Annotated in this window: 4 protein-coding genes and 1 pseudogene; all 5 read left to right on the plus strand. The window is 75.5% G+C overall.

The window, feature by feature from the left end; translation table 11 throughout:
• The first annotated feature begins 14 nt into the window (after positions 1-14).
• The 5 genes and pseudogenes from CNX65_RS15340 to CNX65_RS15360 all read left to right on the plus strand — a co-directional run bounded on the left by CNX65_RS15340 (position 15) and on the right by CNX65_RS15360 (position 16,885).
• Positions 15-5,405: a type I polyketide synthase gene (locus CNX65_RS15340; protein WP_096493698.1), complete on the plus strand. Its 5,391-nt coding sequence runs from the start codon at positions 15-17 to the stop codon at positions 5,403-5,405.
• Positions 5,406-5,416: 11 nt separating this feature from the next.
• Positions 5,417-13,327: pseudogene (locus tag CNX65_RS37030) on the plus strand (SDR family NAD(P)-dependent oxidoreductase); the annotation flags it as partial.
• 14 nt (positions 13,328-13,341) lie between these two features.
• A complete protein-coding gene (locus CNX65_RS15350) occupies positions 13,342-14,163 on the plus strand; it encodes a glycoside hydrolase family 16 protein (RefSeq protein ID WP_096493702.1) in 822 nt (273 codons plus the stop codon).
• Positions 14,160-15,701, plus strand: coding sequence for a prenyltransferase/squalene oxidase repeat-containing protein (locus CNX65_RS15355; protein ID WP_096493704.1), 1,542 nt, complete (start codon positions 14,160-14,162; stop codon positions 15,699-15,701). The genes CNX65_RS15350 and CNX65_RS15355 overlap by 4 nt, the downstream gene beginning before the upstream one ends.
• The gene (locus tag CNX65_RS15360) at positions 15,698-16,885 is read left to right on the plus strand and encodes a cytochrome P450 (RefSeq protein WP_096493706.1); all 1,188 of its coding nucleotides are present in this window, start codon (positions 15,698-15,700) and stop codon (positions 16,883-16,885) included. Before CNX65_RS15355 ends, CNX65_RS15360 begins: the two co-directional genes overlap by 4 nt.
• Positions 16,886-17,043: the final 158 nt, after the last annotated feature.

Consider the following 17,043-nt stretch of genomic DNA (forward strand, 5'->3'; position numbering starts at 1 on the left):
AAGGGGGTTCGCGCATGGCGGAGGAGCAGAAGCTCAGGGAGTACCTCAAGCGGGCCACCACCGAGCTGCGGCAGGCGCGCCGCAGGCTCGCCGAGGTCGAGGACCGGGAACCCGACCCGATCGCCCTGGTCGCGATGGGGTGCCGCTTCCCCGGCGGGGTGCGCACCCCCGAGCGGTTGTGGCAGCTGCTGGAAGCCGGAGCGGACCTGGTGTCCGGGTTCCCGGCCGAACGCGGTTGGGACCAGGACGCCCTCTACGACCCCGACCCCGACGCGCCGGGCCGCACCTACGTGGTCGAGGGCGGCTTCCTGTCCGAGGTCGACCACTTCGACGCCGGGTTCTTCGGGATCTCCCCGCGCGAGGCCGCCGCCACAGACCCGCAGCAGCGGCTGCTGCTGGAGACCGCGTGGGAGACCGTCGAACGCGCGGGCATCGACCCCCTCTCGCTCGCGGGCAGCCGTACCGGCGTCTACATCGGCTGCCACTACCAGGACCACGGCGTGCTGCTCAACCGCGCGCCCGAGAGCTACGAGGGCTACCTGGTCACGGCGAGCAACACCAGCGTCGTGTCGGGCCGGATCTCCTACGCGCTCGGCCTGCGCGGACCCGCGGTCACCATCGACACGGCCTGCTCCTCGTCGCTCACCGCGCTGCACCTGGCTGCCCGCTCGGTGCGCGAGGGCGAGTGCGACCTCGCGCTGGCGGGCGGGGTCGCCGTCATGGCGACCCCGGCCTCCTTCACCGGGTTCAGCCGCCAGCGGGGACTCGCCGTGGACGGGCGGTGCAAGGCGTTCGCCGCCGCCGCTGACGGGATGGGGCTGGCCGAGGGCCTCGGGCTCGTGCTGGTCGAGCGGTTGTCGGACGCGCGGCGCAACGGGCACCCGGTGCTGGCGGTGCTGCGCGGTTCGGCGGTGAACCAGGACGGCGCGTCGAACGGGTTGACCGCGCCGAACGGCACCGCCCAGCAGGACGTCATCCGGCTGGCGCTGGCCGACGCCCGGCTCTCCGCCGACCAGGTCGACGCGGTGGAGGCGCACGGCACCGGAACCACGCTGGGCGACCCGATCGAAGCCCAGGCGCTGCTGGCGACCTACGGGCAGGGACGCGAACGCCCCCTGTGGCTGGGGTCCGTCAAGTCCAACACCGGCCACACCCAGACCGCGTCCGGCATCGCGGGCGTGATCAAGGTGGTGTTGGCGTTGCGGCACGGGTTCCTGCCGAGGACGTTGCACGTCGACGCGCCGTCCCCGCACGTGGACTGGTCCGCGGGGAAGGTCGAGCTGCTCACCGAGGGGCGGCCCTGGCCCGAGGTGGGGCGCCCCAGGCGCGCCGGGGTGTCCTCGTTCGGGGTCAGCGGCACCAATGTGCACGTCATCCTCGAACAGGTCGAGGACGCGCCCGTCGAGCCGACGCCCGTGCGGCAGGTCGTGCCGCTCCTGCTCTCCGCCAAGACCCCGCAGGCGCTCCGCGCCTGCGCCGCCCAGCTCGCACCCGTGGTTCGCACCGGGCTGGTCGACGTGGGTCACTCGCTCGCCACGACCCGTTCCGCCTTCGAGCGGCGAGCCGTCCTTGTCGCGCCCGATCCCGACGCGGCGGAACGAGGACTCACCGCCCTCGCGGAGGGGGGAGAGCTACCCGAGCTGATCCAGGGGGCGGCTGTGGACCGGGGAGAGGTCGTGTTCGTGTTTCCCGGTCAGGGTTCGCAGTGGGTGGGGATGGGGTTGGGGCTTCGGGATTCCTGTCCGGTTTTTGCGGCCCGGTTGGACGAGTGCGCAGAGGCTTTGCGGTCCTTTGTGGACTGGGACCTCCTCGGTGTCTTGGGTGATCCTGGGGCTTTGGAGCGTGTTGATGTTGTGCAGCCGGTGTTGTGGGCGGTGATGGTGTCCCTGGCTGCGGTGTGGGAGTCCTATGGTGTCCGTCCCGCTGCTGTGCTCGGCCATTCGCAGGGTGAGATCGCTGCCGCGTGTGTGAGTGGCGCGTTGTCGTTGGTCGATGGTGCGCGGGTTGTGGCGTTGCGGAGCAGGGCGATCAGGGCGTTGGCCGGTCGTGGTGGCATGGTCTCCATTGCCCTGCCTGCGAACCTGGTGCGGGAGCGGTTGGTCGAGGGTGTCTCGGTCGCCGCCGTGAACGGCCCGGAGTCCACGGTGGTGTCCGGTGGTTCCGCAGGGCTTGAGGAGTTCTTCGCCGCTGCGGAGCGGGATGGTCTGCGGGTCAAGTGGATCCCGGTGGACTACGCCTCGCACTCGGCGCACGTGGAGGAGATCCGCGAGGAGTTGTTGGCCGCCCTCGGTCCGATCAGTCCTGTGGTGGGGCGTGTTCCGCTGCTGTCCGCCGTGACCGGTGAGCTGGTCGACGGTTCGGGTTTGGGTGCGGCGTACTGGTACCGGAACCTGCGGGAGACCGTGGAGTTCGAGCGGGCTGTCAGGTCGTTGTCCGAACGCGGCTTTGGTGCGTTCGTGGAGGTCAGCGCTCACCCCGTGCTCACGCTGGGCGTGCAGCAGACCGCCGAGGACGCCCTGGTCGTGGGCACCCTGCGCCGCGATGAGGACGGCCTGGACCGCGTCCTGAGCTCTCTCGCGGAAGCCCACGTCAACGGCGTTGAGGTCGACTGGTCCCCGGCGTTCCCCGACGCGCACCGCGTCGACCTGCCCACCTACCCCTTCCAGCGCCAGCGCCACCGGCTCCCCGTCGGCGAGCGCGCGGGCGCCGATGTCGAGTCCGCCGGGCTGCGCCCCGCAGGCCACCCCCTCCTCGGCGCGGCCGTCGAGATGCCCGGCGGCGGTGCGCTGCTGACTGGCCGGATCTCGCTGCGCGAGCACCCCTGGCTCGCCGACCACTCGGTCTTCGGGACGGTGCTGCTACCGGGGACCGCCTTCCTCGAACTGGCCGTCCACGCCGCCGACACCACGGGGTGCGGTCGGATCGAGGAGCTTGCCCTAGAGGCCCCGCTGGTGCTGCCCGAACGGGGTGCGGCGCAGCTCCAGCTCGCCGTCGACCCGGAGGACGAGACCGGTGCCCGGACCTTCCACCTCCACTCCAGGAAGGGAGACGCGGCCGAGTGGACCCGCAACGCCACCGGTGTCCTCGCGGCGAACCCCGGCGCACCCGAGACCGTCGCCGACGCCGAGTGGCCGCCGCGCGGAGCCGACCCCGTTCCCGTGGACGACTTCTACACCGGGTTCACTGAACGGGGCTACGGACACGGGCCCGCGTTCCAGGGGCTGCGCGCCGCCTGGCGCAGGGGTGACGAGGTGTTCGCCGAGGTCCGCCTGCCCGAGGAGTTGACGGGAGGCGCCGACCGCTACGGCCTGCACCCGGCGCTCCTCGACGCGGCCACCCACGCGGTCGCCCTCACCGGGGCCCGACGGGACGACGCGCACCTGCCGTTCTCCTGGCAGGGCGTGACGCTGCACGCCACCGGGGCCACCTCGGTGCGGGTCCGGGTCCTCGCCACCGGGCCGGACACCTACCGGGTCGCGCTGACCGACGAGACGGGCGCCCCGGTGGCCACCGCCGAGTCGCTGACCGTCCGCCCGGTCACCGAGGAGCAGGTGCGCCCCGCCCACGACTCGCTGTTCCACGTGCGCTGGGCGCCCGTTCCCGGTGACAACGGCGGCGGCGGTGCGCCGGTGGTGGCCGTCCCGCACGACGAACTGCGCCTCGCCACCCGGCTCACCGGCCCAGCCCTGCCCACCGATCCCGCAGCCGCCCCACCGGGATTCGCGCTCGCCACCTTCGCTGGTGGCGCCACCGACCTCGCCTCCGCCACCAGGGCGGTCACCGCCCGCGCCCTCGAGCTGCTCCAGAGCTGGCTCGCCGACGACCGGCTCGTCGAGAGCACCCTGGTCGTGTGCACGCGCGGCGCGGTGCGCACCGGCTCCGGCGACCCGGAGCAGGACCTCGCGGCCTCGGCGGTGTGGGGCCTGGTCAGGACGGCCCAGACCGAGCACCCCGACCGGTTCGTCCTGCTCGACCTGGACGACCACCCCGACAGCGCGGCGGCGCTCCCGGCCGCACTGGCCACCGGCGAACCTCAGCTGGCCCTGCGCGCCGGGCTCCCGCACCGCCCGCGCCTGGCCCGCGCCGCCGCGCAGGACGCGTCCGCGCCCGTCGACCTCACCGGCACCGTGCTCGTCACCGGGGCGAGCGGCACGCTCGGCAGGCTGGTCACCCGGCACCTCGTCGAGGCGCACGGCGCGCGGGACCTCGTGCTGCTCAGCAGGCGCGGTGCGGACGCCGAGGGCGTCGCGGAGTGGGTGGACGAGCTGGACCGGCTCACCGCGTCCGTCCGGGTCCTCGCCTGCGACGCGGGGGACCGGGCCGACCTCGCCCGCACCCTGGCCGGGTTGCCGACCCCGCCGACCGCCGTCGTGCACGTCGCGGGCGTCCTCGACGACGGGGTCCTCACCGCCCAGGACCCGGAGCGGCTCGACCGGGTGTTCACGCCCAAGGTCGACGCCGTGGTCAACCTGCACGAGCTGACCGGGAGCGCGGACCTGACGGCGTTCGTGCTGTTCTCCTCGGCCGCGGGCACCTTCGGCAGCGCGGGCCAGGCCAACTACGCCGCGGCCAACGCGTTCCTGGACGCCTTCGCCCAGCACCGGCGCGCCCGCGGCCTGCCCGCCGTCTCGCTGGCGTGGGCGCTGTGGGAGCGGCGCAGCGCGATGACCGGCCACCTCGGCGACGCCGACGTCGCCCGCATGACCAGGGGCGGCATGGTCCCGCTCAGCTCGCGGGACGGGCTCGGCCTGTTCGACGCCGCCCTGCGCTCACCGCACCCGGTGCTGGTGCCCGCCGCGTTCGACACGGCCAAGCTGCGCGCTCGTCCGGACAGCGTCCCGCCACTGCTGCGCGACCTCGTCAGGGGACCTGTGCGCCGAGCCACCGCCACCGCCGCCACCGACCACGGGCTCGCGCGCCGACTCGCCGCGCTGCCCGAGGCCGACCGGGAGCGGGCGCTCGTCGACCTGGTGCGCGGCCACGCCGCCACCGTGCTCGGCCACGCCTCGCCGCAGGAGGTCGGGGCGCACCGCCCGTTCAAGGACCTCGGGTTCGAGTCGCTCACGGCGGTGGAGCTGCGCAACCGGCTCGGCGCCGCCACCGGGCTGCGGCTGCCCGCGACCCTCGTCTTCGACCACCCGACCCCCGCCGCGCTCGCCGGGGCGCTGCGCGACCGGCTTCTCCCGGCCGACGCCGCACTCCCCGATGCCGGTGGCGAGGCGGAGATCCGCCGCGTGCTCGCCGAGCTGCCGGTGTCCCGGCTCCGCGAGGCCGGTCTGCTCGACGCCCTCCTCGGCATCGCGGGGCGGTCCGGGGCGCCCGAGCCCGCCGAGGACGCGGGGATCGACGAGTTGGACGTCGCCGCGCTGGTCGACCTGGCACTGGAGACCGGGGTGGAGTCGTGACCGCACCGCAGGACAAAATCGTCACCGCGCTGCGCGCCTCCCTCAAGGAGGCCGAGCGCCTCAGGCGGCACAACCGGGAACTCGTGGCCGCCGCCGAGGAGCCCGTCGCCATCGTCGCCATGAGCTGCCGCTTCCCCGGCGGGGTCCGCTCCCCGGAGCAGCTCTGGGACCTGCTGGTCGACGAGGCCGACGTCCTCGCCGACCTGCCCGCCGACCGGGGCTGGGGCGCGGGTGAGGCGGGCGGCGCGCGTCGGGGCGGGTTCCTCGACGGCGCCGCGGACTTCGACCCCGCCTTCTTCGAGATCTCGCCGCGCGAGGCGTTGGCGATGGACCCGCAGCAGCGGCTGCTGCTGGAGATCACCTGGGAGGTGCTCGAACGCGCAGGCATCGACCCGCGCGCGCTGCGCGGCAGCAGCACCGGCGTGTTCGCGGGCGTCATGAACAACGAGTACGGCTCCCGGCTGCGCGCGGTGCCCAGCGGCGTGCTCGGCTACCTGGGCAACGGCAGCGCGGGCAGCGTGGCCTCCGGCCGCGTCTCCTACGCGTTCGGCTTCGAGGGGCCGACGCTGACCGTGGACACCGCGTGCTCGTCGTCGCTGGTCGCGCTGCACCTGGCGGCGCGGTCGCTGCGCGGGGGCGAGTGCTCCCTGGCACTGGCCGCCGGTGTGACGGTCATGGCGACCCCCGGCACGTTCGCCGAGTTCGGCAGGCAGGGGGCGCTCGCCCCGGACGGGCGGTGCAAGGCGTTCGCCGACGCGGCGGACGGCACCGGGCTGTCCGAGGGAGCCGGTGTGCTGCTGCTGGAGCGGTTGTCGGACGCGCGGCGCAACGGGCACCCGGTGCTGGCGGTGGTGCGCGGGTCGGCGGTCAACTCGGACGGTGCCTCCAACGGGCTCACCGCTCCCAGCGGGCCCGCGCAGCAGCGCATGATCCGGCAGGCCCTGGCAAGCGCGCGGCTCACCGCCGATCAGGTCGACGTGGTGGAGGCGCACGGGACGGGGACCAGGTTGGGTGATCCGATTGAGGCGCAGGCGTTGTTGGCGACGTATGGGGTGGGTCGTGTTCGGCCGTTGTTGTTGGGGTCGGTGAAGTCGAATCTTGGTCATGCGCAGGCTGCTGCGGGTGTGGCTGGTGTGATCAAGATGGTGTTGGCGTTGCGGCGGGGTTTTTTGCCCAGGACGTTGCACGTCGACGCGCCGTCCTCGCGGGTGGACTGGTCTGCGGGCAAGGTTGAGCTGTTGACCGAGGGGCGGTCGTGGCCGGAGACGGGTGCTCCGCGTCGTGCGGGGGTCTCGTCGTTCGGGGTCAGCGGAACCAACGCCCACGTCATCCTCGAAGCCGCCCCCGAAGCCGACATCGCGGAGCAGGACGCCCGGACCCCCACGGCTGAACCCGTTCCGCTGCCCGTCGTGCTGTCGGCCCGCAGCGCCGACGCGCTGCGGGCCCAGGCCCGGCTGCTGCGCTCCGCGGCCCCCGGCGCTCCGCTCGCAGACCTGGCCTTCTCGCTCGCCACCACGCGGGCCGTCCTGGAGCACCGCGCGGTGCTCACCGCCCGCGACCGGGACGAGCTGGCGCGCGGGCTCGACACCGTCGCGGACGGCGGCTCCGCGGCCGTGGCGAACCCGGACGCCAGGCTCGGTTTCCTGTTCTCGGGTCAGGGTTCGCAGCGGGTGGGGATGGGTCGGGGGTTGGCGGCCCGGTTCCCGGTGTTCGCCGAGGCGTTCGACGAGGTGTGCGGGCACTTCGGCGGCCTCCGGGACGTCGCCTGGGACTCGGACCGCCTGCACCGCACGGAGTTCGCGCAGCCCGCCCTGTTCGCGTTCCAGGTCGCGCTGGTCCGGCTGCTCGACTCCTGGGGCGTGCGCCCCGACGTCCTGCTCGGCCACTCCATCGGAGGGCTGACCGCCGCCCACGTGGCGGGGTTGTGGTCGTTGGGGGACGCCTGTCGGGTGGTGGCTGCTCGGGGCAGGTTGATGCAGTCGCTGCCCTCCGGTGGGGCGATGGCGGCGGTCGAGGCCGCGGAGGACGAGGTCACCCCGCTGCTCACCGCCGAGGTCGGCATCGCCGCCGTCAACGGGCCCACCTCGGTCGTGGTCTCCGGCGAGCAGGCCGGGGTGGACCGGGTCGTGGCCGCCCTGACCGCCAGGGGCAGGCGCACCAAGTCGCTGCGGGTGAGCCACGCGTTCCACTCGCACCTGCTGGAGCCGGTGCTGGCCGAGTTCGGCGAGGTGCTGGCCGGGGTCCGCTTCCACACCCCCGGACGCCAGGTCGTCTCCGACCGGACCGGCCTGCTCGCGGGCGAGGAGCTGCGGACCCCCGACCACTGGGTGAGGCACGCCCGCGACACCGTCCGGTTCGCCGACGCCGTCACCACCGCCGAGGCCGAGGGCGTCACCGCCTTCCTGGAGATCGGCCCGGACGGCGCGCTCACCGCCTCGGCCGGGCGGACCGCCCGCTCCGCCCTCGCCGTCCCCGCGTCGCGCGCGGACCGCCCCGAGGACCACACCCTGCTCACCGCGCTGGCCCGCCTGCACGCGCACGGCGTCCCGGTCGACTGGCGCCCGCTCTTCCCCGGAGCCCGGCGGGTGGACCTGCCCACCTACCCGTTCCAGCGGCAGCGGTACTGGTTGCGCGACACCGCCGCGCGGTCCACCCTCACCGGGGCGATCGCCGTCGCCGACCGCGACAGCCACGTGTTCACCGGCGCGCTCGGCCTGGCGGACCAGCCCTGGCTGCGCGAGCACGCCCTGCGCGGCAGGGTGATCGCCCCCGGCGCGGCGCTCGTCGACCTCGTCCTGCAAGCCGCGGCCCGCACCACCACACCCCGCGTCCACGACCTCGTCCTCGAGACCCCGCTGGCCGTGCCTGAGGAGGGCGTGGTGGAGCTCCAGCTCACCGCGGCGGAACCGGACCGGGACGGCAGGCGCGCGGTGGCGCTGCACGCCCGCCAGGACGGCGGACCGTGGACCCGGCACGCCACCGGCTCGCTCACCGAGGAGCAGCCACCGGAGCCCACCGACCCCACCTGGCCGCCGCAGGGGGCCGAACCCGCCGACCTCGCCGGCCTCTACGAGCGGTTCGCCGAGCACGGCATCGACCACGGCCCGCTGTTCCGGGGCGTGCGGGCGGCGTGGACCAGGGGTGACGAGGTCTTCGCCGAGGTCGTGCTGCCCCACGGCGACGGTGAGGGCCACGCCCTGCACCCGGCGCTGTTCGACGCGGCGCTGCACCCGGCCGCCCTCGCCGAGCGCGCTGGCGGCGGCCTGCCGTTCGCCTGGCGCGGCGTGTCCGCCCACAGCGCGGGCGCCACCGCGCTCCGCGTCCGGGTCGTCCCGTCGGACGCGGGCGGCGTCGCGATCACGGCCACCGACGACCGGGCGCGCCCCGTGCTCACCATCGACTCCCTCGTGGCCCGCCCGCTGCCCACCGAGCACGGCTCGCTGCTCGCCGTCCGCTGGCGGCCGATCGACCCGGTGGCCGCCTCGGACGGCGGCCAGGGCGTCGACCGGACCGGTGTCGTCGTCGAGGAGCTCCCACCCGGCGGCGGCAGCGCGCAGGAGGTGCGCGCCGCCACCGGGCGTGCGCTGCGGCTCGTGCGGGACTGGCTGGCCGAGGACCGGCCCGAGCGCCTCGTCCTCGTCACCCGCCGGGCGGTCGCCGCAGGCCCCGACGAGGAACCCGACCTCACCAACGCCGCCGTGTGGGGCCTGGTCCGCTCCGCGCAGACCGAGCACCCCGGCCGCTTCCAGCTCGTCGACCTGGACGAGGGCTCGACCCCGCCCGACACGGCCGAACCCCAGGTGGCGGTCAGGGACGGCGTCGTCTTGGCGCCCGTGCTGGTCCGACCGGGGGACGCGGAACCGTCCCGGCGCCCGCGCGACCCCGCCCGCACCGCGCTGATCACCGGGGGCACCGGCGGACTCGGCCTGCTCGTGGCCAGGCACCTGGTCGCCCGGCACGGCGTCCAGGACCTCGTGCTGCTCAGCCGCACCGGCGCGCCGACCAGCGTCGACGGCGCCCGCGTGCGCGTCCTCCCCTGCGACGTGGCCGACCGCACCGCGCTGGCCGCCGCGCTCGCCGAGGCGGGCCCGGTCGACCTGGTCGTGCACGCCGCCGGGGTCCTCGACGACGGCGTGGTCACCGCCCTCACCCCCGACCGGCTCGACCGGGTCCTGCGCGCCAAGGTCGACGGCGCCCTCAACCTGCGCGAGCTGACCGACGAGCGCGCCGAGCTCGTGCTGTTCTCCTCCGCCTCGGGCGTCCTCGGCGGTGCGGGCCAGGCCAACTACGCCGCGGCCAACGCCTTCCTCGACGCGCTCGCCCACACCTGCCGAGCCCAGGGCAGGCGGGCCACCGCGCTCGCCTGGGGGCTGTGGGAGCACGGCGGCATGGCGGGCGGCCTCGGTGCGACCGACCTGGCCAGGATCACCGGGGGCGGCGCGGACGCCCTCACCGCCGAGCAGGGCCTGGCGCTGCTCGACCTCGCCCTCGACGCCGACCACCCCGCGCTCGTCCCGATCGCGCTCGACCTCGCCGCGCTCGACCGCGCGGCCCGGCGCGGCGCGGCTCCGCACCCGCTGCTGCGCGACCTGGTCCGCGTGCCGCAGCCGCGCCGCACCGGGACCGCCGCGCCGCGACCGGTCGCACCGGCCGACCCGCTGAGCCTGGTCCTCACCGAGGTCGCCGCCGTCCTCGGCCACGCCGACCCCGCCGCGATCGACCCGCACCGCCCCTTCAAGGAGCTCGGCTTCGACTCGCTGACCGCGATCGAGCTGCGCAACCAGCTCAACACCGCGCTCGGGGCGCGACTGCCCGCCACCCTGGTCTTCGACCACCCCAGCCCGGCCGCGCTGGCCGAGCACCTGCGCGGGCGGGCCGACGACGGCGCCGGCGAGCGGTCGTCGCGAGCGCGGCCCTCGGTCACCGACGCCGACGACCCGATCGCCGTCGTCGCCATGAGCTGCCGCTACCCCGGCGGAGTCACCACCCCCGAGGGCCTCTGGGACCTCGTCGCGGACGGCCGGGACGCCATCACGCCCTTCCCCTCGGACCGGGGGTGGGACCTGGAGTCGTTGCACCACCCCGATCCCGACCACCGGGGCACCTCTTACGTGCGGGAGGGCGGTTTCCTGCACGACGCGGCCGAGTTCGACGCGGAGTTCTTCGGCATCTCGCCGCGCGAGGCGCTGGCGATGGACCCCCAGCAACGACTCCTGCTCGAGATCACCTGGGAGCTGCTCGAACGCGCGGGCATCGACCCCAGGTCGGCGCGCGGCACCCGCACCGGCGTGTTCACCGGCCTGATGCACCACGACTACGCCGCACGGCTCCACGCCGTCCCCGAGGACCTGGAGGGCTTCCTGGGCAGCGGCAACGCGGGCAGCGTCGCCTCGGGGAGGATCGCCTACGCGCTCGGCCTCGAAGGCCCCGCGCTCACCGTCGACACGGCCTGCTCGTCGTCGCTGGTGGCGCTGCACCTGGCCGCCCAGGCGGTGCGGCGGGGCGAGTGCGCCTCCGCCATCGCCGCCGGCGTCACCGTCATGGCCACCCCCGGCGCGTTCGTCGACTTCAGCCGCCAGCGCGGCCTGGCCCCGGACGGCCGCTGCAAGTCCTTCGCCGACGCCGCCGACGGCACCGCCTGGGGCGAGGGCGCGGGCGCCGTCCTGGTCGAGCGGCTCTCCGACGCCAGGAGGCTCGGCCACCCCGTGCTCGCCGTCCTGCGCGGGTCGGCGGTCAACTCGGACGGGGCCTCCAACGGTCTCACCGCACCCAACGGTCCCGCGCAGCAGCGCGTCATCCGCCAGGCGCTGGCCACCGCGGGTCTGGAGCCCCGCGACGTGGACGCGGTCGAGGCCCACGGCACCGGCACCGCGCTCGGCGACCCGATCGAGGCACAGGCGATCCTCGCCACCTACGGCCGCGACCGCGACCGGCCGCTGTGGCTGGGCTCGGTCAAGTCCAACCTCGGCCACACCCAGGCCGCCGCGGGCATCGCGGGCGTCATCAAGGTCGTGCAGGCCATGCGGCACGGGCTGCTCCCCGCGACCCTGCACGTGGACGAGCCGTCCTCGCACGTCGACTGGACCGCGGGCCAGGTGGCCCTGCTCACCGAGGCGCGCCCGTGGCCGCGCGGTGAACGGCCGCGCCGCGCCGCCGTCTCCTCGTTCGGGATCAGCGGCACCAACGCGCACGTCGTCCTGGAGGAACCGGCGGAGGACCACGACCCCGGCCCGGAGCGGGAGCCCGGAGCGGGCGGGCCCGCACCGGTCCTGCTGTCGGCGAGGACCGAGCGGGCGCTGCGGGAGCAGGCCGCGCGCCACCTGCGCGTCGCCGACCGGGACCCGGCCGACCTCGCCCTGTCCTCGGCGACGACCCGCGCCACCTTCCCGCACCGGGCCGTGATCGTCGCCACCGACCGGGCCGAGCTGGCGCGCGGGCTGGAGGCGGTGGCCGCAGGCGTGCCCGCTGCCCACGTGCGCACCGGCTCACCGCAGCCGGGCGGCCTGGGTCTCCTGTTCTCGGGTCAGGGTTCGCAGCGGGTGGGGATGGGTCGGGGGTTGGCGGCCCGGTTCCCGGTGTTCGCCGAGGCCTTCGACGAGGTCTGCGCCCGCTTCGGCCCGCTGCGCGACCTCGTGTGGGGCGACCCAGGCCCGCTCGACCGGACCGAGCACGCGCAGCCCGCCCTGTTCGCGTTCGAGGTGGCGCTGTTCCGGTTGCTGGAGTCCTTCGGGGTGCGTCCGGACGTGCTGCTCGGGCACTCGATCGGTGAGTTGGCGGCGGCGCACGTGGCGGGGTTGTGGTCGTTGGGGGACGCCTGTCGGGTGGTGGCTGCTCGGGGCAGGTTGATGCAGTCGCTGCCTTCAGGTGGGGCGATGGCGGCGGTGGAGGCCGCGGAGGACGAGGTCACCCCGCTGCTCACCGCCGAGGTCGGCATCGCCGCCGTCAACGGGCCGTCCGCGCTCGTCGTCTCGGGAGCGCGCGCCGAGGTCGACCGGATCGCGGCCGTCCTGCGCGAGCGGGGCCGCAGGACCACGCGGCTGCGCGTCAGCCACGCCTTCCACTCACCCCTGGTGGAACCGGTGCTGACCGAGTTCCGCGAGGTCCTCGACGGCGTGGACTTCCTGGCCCCGACCACGCCCCTCGCGTCCGCGCTCACCGGCGTGGTCGACGACGAGCGGGTCCGCACCCCCGAACACTGGGTGCGGCACGTCCGCGAAGCGGTGCGCTTCGCCGATGCGGTGGCCGCCGCGCGCGCCAGCGGGGCCACCGCCTTCGCCGAGGTCGGACCGGACGGTGCGCTCTGCGCGGCCACCCGAGGGGCCACCGCGCTGCTCAGGGCCGACCGCCCCGAGGTGGCGACCCTGCTCACCGGGCTCGGCGCGCTGCACGCGCGGGGCGTCGCCGTCGACTGGCCCCAGGTCCTCGCGGGCGTCCCCGCCCGGCGGGTCGACCTGCCCACCTACCCGTTCCAGCGCAAGCGCTTCTGGCTCGACGCCACCCCGCCCACCACCGACCTGCCCGCGCTGGCCGAACGGCTCGGCCTCGCTCCCGACGAACCGTGGCAGGCCGTCCTCCCCAAGCTCGAGGCCGCCCTGAGCCCCACCCCGCCCGAGGTCCCCGACGCGGTCGAGCGCACCGACCTCAGGCAGCGGCTCGACGCGCTCGACCCCGACGAGGGCGACCGCGAGGTGCTGGAACTGCTGCGCGCCACCATCGCCGCCGTGCTCGGGCACGACTCACCGGACCAGGTGGGCCCCGAGGCCGACCTGCTCGACCTCGGCTTCGCCTCGCTGAGCGCGGTCGAGCTGAGCACCCGGCTGGGCGCGGCCACCGGGCTGGAACTGCCCCCGACGCTGGTCTTCGACCACGCCACCCCGATCGAGCTCATGCGCCACCTGCGCGTCGAGCTGACCACCCGCTGAGGAGGAACCGGACCATGGACACCCTCGACCAGCCCGGCGCGCTGCCCACCTCGCCGCACTGGCGCACCCTGTGGCAGGACGACTTCGCCGGACCGCCCGGCGCCCCGCTGGACCACGACCGCTGGAAGGTCGTCACCGGCAAGCCCTGGGCCTCCGGCCTGGAGAGCTACGCCGACGACACCGACCACCTGAGCCTGGACGGACAGGGCAGGCTGCGGATGACCGCCACCCACACCGAGGACGAGGGGTACGTCTCGGCGTGGATCGAGACCGCCCGCGAGGACTTCGTCCCGCGCCCCGGCGGCGCGCTCAAGGTCGAAGCCGTGGTGCGGACCGCTCCCGGTCTCGGCCTGGACTGCGCGATGTTCGCCTGGGCCAAGGGGATGCGCCACCTCGGCGACACCGAACCGCTCCAGGGCTGGTACCTGTCCGGCGAGCTGGACGTCTTCGAGGTGGTCAACTCCGAGCCCTCCGAGGTCTACGGCGTCGTGCACTCGCCCGAGTGCCACCAGCTGCCCTCGCTGGGCATGGGCGCCGCCACCCGCACCCCGGACGGCAGCCCGCTCAGCGACGACTTCCACACCTACTCGGTGGTCTGGACGCGGGGACCCGACTCCCTCACCTGGTACCTGGACGGCCGCGAGTACCTGCGGCTCACCCCCGAGGACACCACCGAGAAGGGCTGGCTGTTCAACCAGGAGGTGTTCTTCGGCCTGCTCGTGGTGATCGGCAGCCCCGGAGGCCCGGTCCTGCCCGGCGACCCCGACCCGGCCGCGTTCCCGACGACCATGCTCGTCGACCGCGTCACCGTCGCGGAGCTGGAGCTGCCCGCATGACCGCCACGCGGGCCACCGGGCCCCGCCTGTCCGGGGGCGCCGTCGCGCGGGCTGTCGCAGACCTGGTCTCCGACCCCACCGGCGGGCTGCCCGCCTCGGTGTACGAGACCGCCCGCCTGGTGGCACTGGCGCCGTGGCTCGTGGGGCACGCCGAGCGGGTGGACTTCCTCCTGCGCGACCAGGCGCCGGACGGGACCTGGGCCGGTCCAGGACCGTTCGCGCTCGTGCCCACGCTCAGCGCCGTCGAGGCGCTCCTGGCCGCAGAAGCCGACCGGGGCGCCGTCGACCGGGGTCTGGCCGCGGCCGAGCGGTTGCTGGCCGACGTGCCGGGAACCGGGCTGCCCGCGACCCTCATCCCCGGCATGATCGTCCCGGCGCTGGTGCTCGACGTGAACGCCCGCCTCGGCCACGACCGGCTGCGCCTGCCCGACGGCCTCTCCCCGGACGCGCTGGTCGCGCTGCGCGACGACGGCTGGCGCAACCCGGTCTCCGCCTTCTACCTGGAGATCGTCGGACCCCGCGCGGTCGGCTCGCCGCACGTGCGGCCGGTGGACGGCGTCGTCGGCTGCTCGGCGGCGGCGACCGCCGCGTGGCTCGGCCCCGAGCCACCGGGGCAGGAGCGCGCCGAGTCGGTGCGCTTCCTCGAACGCACCCAGGCCGGGCTGGGCGGTCCGGTGCCGGGACTGACGTCGATGACCTGGTTCGAGCGCGGCCTGCTGCACTCCGCGCTGATCGACTCCGGGGTCGACCCGGCTGAGGCCGCCCCGCTCCTCACCGGGCTGCCCCTGGACGTCGGTGAGCGCGGCGCGCCCGCAGCGCCGGGGTTCGCCCACGACTCGGAGACCGCCGCCATCCTGCTGCTCGCCGAGTCCGACGCCACGGGGAGCACTCCCGCGCCGGACAGCCTGTGGGAGTACGACCGGGGCACCCACTTCCTCACCACGGTGCCCGTCGGCGCGCCGTCGGTGATCACCAACGCGCGGATTCTGCGGGCCCTGCGCCGCCGACTCGCGCAGAACCCGCCGGACGCCGCGCGCTGCGCCGACGCCGCCGACCGGATCACCGACTGGCTGCTGGCCGAGCAGAACGCCGACGGCCACTGGACCGACCGCTGGCACCAGTCGCCGCTGTACGCCACCCAGGCGTGCCTCCAGGCCCTCGCCGAACCCGGACGGGCGGCCACCTCCCGGACCCGCGACGCCGACGTCGCCGAGGCCCGCGCCGCTGCCCTCCGCCTGCTCCTGAGCACCCAGCGCCCCGACGGCTCCTGGGGCGTGTGGGGCGGCACGGTCGAGGAGACCGCCCTCGCGCTGCTCGCCCTGCCTCGCGCGCCCCGCGGCGCTGAGCAGGTGCGCGCCGTCGCCGAGGGACGGGCGTTCCTGCTCGACCGGGGAGCCGGTGGACCGCACCCCGCGCTCTGGACCGGCAAGGACCTCTACGCGCCGGTCAACCTGATCCGGGGCTTCGCGGCGGCTGCGCTCGCCCGGCACCCCGACCCCGACGGCGGCCGGGCCCCGGCCGGGGAGCCGGGGCGGTGAGCGCGCGCCCCTACCCCTTCGGCCCCACCACGGGGCTGGAGGTCGACCCGGAGACCACCCGCCTGCGCGCCGAGCGGCCCGTCAGCCGCGTCCGCCTGCCCTTCGGCGGGGAGGGCTGGCTCGCGGTCGGCCACACCGAGGTCCGCACCGTGCTCGGCGACCGCCGCTTCAGCCGGTCGGCGCTGCTCGGCGCGGACGTGCCCCGCACCACCCCGCGCATCGCCCAGGACCCGACGATCCTGAACATCGACCCGCCCGAGCACAGCAGGCTCCGGCGGCTGGTGTCGGGGGCCTTCACGACCCGCCGCGTCGAACTGCTCCGCCCAGGGGCCACGCGGTTGGCCGAGGGGCTCGTCGACGCGCTGCTGGAGGCCGGCCCGCCCGCAGACCTGGTGAGCGGCCTGGCAAGGCCGCTGCCGAGCAGGCTGATGTGCGAGCTGCTGGGCGTGCCGTTCGGCGACCGCGCCGAGTTCTTCGGCTGGGCCGACCGGGTCGTCGCCGCCAGCTCCACGCCACCGGAGGAGGTCGGCCGGGCGCTCGGCGAGCTCAAGGGCTACATCGCGGGCCTGGTCGCCGAGCGCAGGCGGCGGCCGACCGACGACCTGCTCGGGTTCCTCGTGCAGGCCAGGGACGAGCGCGACCAGCTGACCGAGACCGAGCTGGTGGCGTTCGGCGCCACGCTGCTGCTGGCGGGCCTGGAGACCACCGCCAACCAGATCGGGAACTTCGCCTACCACCTGCTGACCCGCCCGCACCTGCTGGACGGGCTCAGGGCGGACCCGTCCGGGCTGCCCGGCGCGGTCGACGAGCTGCTGCGCTACACGCCCATCGCGGCCACCGCGGGCTTCACCAGGGTGGCCACCGAGGACGTGGAGCTGGGCGGGGTGGTGGTGCGCGCGGGCGAGGCGGTCCTGGTCGACCTCGACTCGGCCAACCGGGACGAGCGGGTGTTCGCCGATCCGGACGTGCTCGACCTGGGCAGGCCGCGCAACCCGCACCTGGCGTTCGGGCACGGGCCGCACTTCTGCCTGGGCGCCCAGCTGGCCAGGATGGAGCTGGAGGTCGCGCTCGGGGTCCTGCTGGACCGGGTGCCCGGACTGCGGCTGGCGGTGCCCGCCGAGCAGGCGCCGTGGAACGAGGGCAAGCTCGTGCGCGGTCTGGCGCGGTTGCCCGTCGAGTGGTGAGGCGGTGGCCACCGGCCTGGGGGTTCCGGTGACCACCGCCCGGCCCGCCACGTGGTGGCGGGCATGGTGGCCGCCCCGCTCCGCGACGCCGGTCGGGGCGTCGTGCGCGCGGTGCGGCCGTGGTCCTGCGCCCCGCGGTCCGGCGGTCGCACCACCGC

Source organism: Actinosynnema pretiosum (assembly GCF_002354875.1).
Lineage (GTDB): Bacteria > Actinomycetota > Actinomycetes > Mycobacteriales > Pseudonocardiaceae > Actinosynnema > Actinosynnema auranticum.